Here is a 2,500-nt window from a genome sequence, read left to right as displayed (position 1 = left end):
CTGAACCTGTCTCACCCGCAACGATTACCACTTGGTTTTCTTCGATCGCTTTCGCAATGTCGTCGCGTTTTTGGCTGACTGGCAGGATTTCAGGGTATTCAATCGTTGGTTTGTAGCTACTGCGTTGCTCCACAACCATCATGGATTTGGCGATGTCTAATGCGATTTCATCAAACACAGCGTTACGTGCTGCGTCTTTTTTGATTTTACTTGCACCAGAGATTCGTTTACTCAAGCGGAAGCGGTCACGCATCATGCACTGGTTAAGTGCCTTGCGTAGTGACGCCGCGTTATTTACTTGAGCCTGAGGCGTAGCATTCTGAGAAGCTTGTGCTTGAGATGCATTAGCCTTCTTCGCTTTGGCATTTTGCGCACCATTTGACGGTGTCGCTTGCTCTTCAGCGGGATTCTTTTTTGGGGGCTGTGACGAAGTCAAAGCGTTTCCTATTCTTTTCATTACAAAAACTGCGCGGATTGTAGCACATAAGGGCTAGAACAAGATAATGGAAAGCAGTATCCAGCAATCATTCAATTTTTTCGAACAACTCAAGCAAGTCCATAGGATTTTGAGTCGATGAGCATTGCCTATAATGCATCACATAGCCGAAAGCACTTATTAAAGGAAATCCATATGTCTCGTGTACTAGCTCTTAAATCAAGCATCCTTGGCGATTACTCTCAATCAAACAAACTGGTTGAAGACTTCATCAAAAATGTAGACCAAGATAAGCTAACTGTTCGTGACTTAGCTGCAAATCCACTGCCAGTTCTAGACTTTTCAGCTGCCACAGCACTACGTGCAACAGAAGATCTTTCACAAGAGCAACAAGCGGTGGTTGACCTATCTGATACCCTAATTGAAGAAATCAAAGCAGCAGATACTTTGGTTATCGCAGCACCAATGTACAACTTCACGATTCCAACTCAGCTGAAAAACTGGATTGATTTGATTGCTCGTGCAGGCGTGACATTCAAATACACAGAAAACGGCGTTCAAGGTCTGATTGAAGGTAAGAAAGCAATCGTAGTCACCACCCGCGGCGGTCTTCATAAAGACTCACCAACCGACAGCATGACACTATACCTACGCACAGTATTGGGCTTTGTTGGTATCACGGATGTGGAGTTTGTTTACGCAGAAGCGCTTAACATGGGCGAAGACGCAGCAGCGAAAGGCATTTCAGACGCGCAAGGCCAATTGGCAACCTTGGCGTAAGATTGAATACAAACAAAAAGGGATTGGTTCGCGCCAATCCCTTTTTTATCGTTTTAAGTCAAAATTGATCATGCTGTTGTAGCAGCTTTGTGCGCATTGTCCGCAACCTTTGCATTTGGCGGCGTCAATTTTAGGTTTGGCATCATCTTGCCATTGCAAGGCATCATAAGGGCAACTGTCCTCGCAACTACCGCAATAACCGTATAAGTTTTCGCAACTGTTCGAGATAGTTGCTATCAAGCCTGTAGACTCTATTTGGTTTGAAAGAGCCAATGTAGGACACGCCGACTTACACGCGCCGCATAAATCACACGCCGAGTAACTGATGTCTAACGCGGCTACGCCATCAACCATTTCTATGATTTGGCTTGGACATGCAGAAGCGCACTTTCCGCATCCATCACATAGCCTTGTGAACATCGACTCTTCCAACGCATACGGCGGTCTGGCTTTAACACGAGGCTCTTGAGCTTGCTCTACTGGCGCACGACGAAACGAAAACAGACGTCGCTTGCTTAGATCAACCGATTCAGACTGGTGCATCCGAGTAATCCCTCTTTGCTGGCACAACGACTTGGTATTGCTCACTCAAGGATTGAAGTAATTCTTCAGTAAGGCTCGACAATTTTGAGTAAGGCGCAAGAGTCACCGCTTTTTTGAAGCGCTTGTTGAAAAAGCCAAACCATGTCATCAAGTGCTCGCGCAACATTTCAGCCGCCAGTTTTTGTTGATCAGTTTCAATCAACATGCCTAACACCATCAGCATCAAGCCGATCTGGTCTTCTGGCTCACGTTGGTCAGATTCCAAAGCAAAACCACAACGCTGCAAGAAGTAACGATATTCAATGGTTGATTCGCCAAACAACACTGCTTCTTTATCTAGATAAGCCGAACCCCAAGGTGGCGCTGGCATCTCACCAATACCGGCAAACATACGATCGTGCTCCATTTGCAATGCCTCTTCACTCTCGCTTTGAAAGCTGCGCAGCATGTCATTAAGCGCTTCGATTGGCGTATCAGTATTGCTCAACAACGTATCGAGATTTGCCGCTGGGTAATCTTTTGGTTGGTAGTAAAACAGTGCACCAAACAGCTTAAGAACGATGCTGGTATCTTGTGGTTCAAGTTGAGAAATTTGCATGAAGTACCTTTGATGACTGGTGTTTTTATTCTTCGATTAAGTAAAACGGAAAAGAGATGGGACGAACACTCGCCCCACTCTATTAATTGTTATCAGTACAAATAATGGTTATCAGCACAAATAACGGTTATTAGGGCGTGTTG

General features: G+C 45.2%; 3 protein-coding genes and 1 pseudogene. 1 reads left to right on the top strand and 3 read right to left on the bottom strand.

What is annotated here, in order from left to right; all coding sequences use genetic code 11:
* Positions 1 to 457: pseudogene (locus KIV40_RS19440) on the bottom strand (ATP-dependent RNA helicase HrpA); the annotation flags it as partial.
* 174 nt (positions 458 to 631) lie between these two features.
* Here KIV40_RS19440 and KIV40_RS19435 point away from each other — a divergent pair.
* Positions 632 to 1,216, top strand: coding sequence for an FMN-dependent NADH-azoreductase (locus KIV40_RS19435; RefSeq protein WP_285350839.1), 585 nt, complete (start codon positions 632 to 634; stop codon positions 1,214 to 1,216).
* 45 nt (positions 1,217 to 1,261) lie between these two features.
* Here the strand turns inward: KIV40_RS19435 and KIV40_RS19430 are convergent, their stop codons facing one another.
* Positions 1,262 to 1,759 carry a 4Fe-4S binding protein gene (locus KIV40_RS19430; RefSeq protein WP_012128138.1) on the bottom strand — a complete coding sequence of 166 codons (498 nt, stop codon included), beginning with the start codon at positions 1,757 to 1,759 and terminating at the stop codon, positions 1,262 to 1,264.
* Positions 1,746 to 2,357: a molecular chaperone gene (locus tag KIV40_RS19425; RefSeq protein ID WP_134977637.1), complete on the bottom strand. Its 612-nt coding sequence runs from the start codon at positions 2,355 to 2,357 to the stop codon at positions 1,746 to 1,748. The genes KIV40_RS19430 and KIV40_RS19425 overlap by 14 nt, the downstream gene beginning before the upstream one ends.
* Positions 2,358 to 2,500: the final 143 nt, after the last annotated feature.

It is taken from the genome of Vibrio sp. D173a, assembly GCF_030248475.1.
The sequence above is the reverse complement of the archived record's forward strand: the minus strand, read 5'-3'. Positions and strand labels throughout refer to the sequence as shown.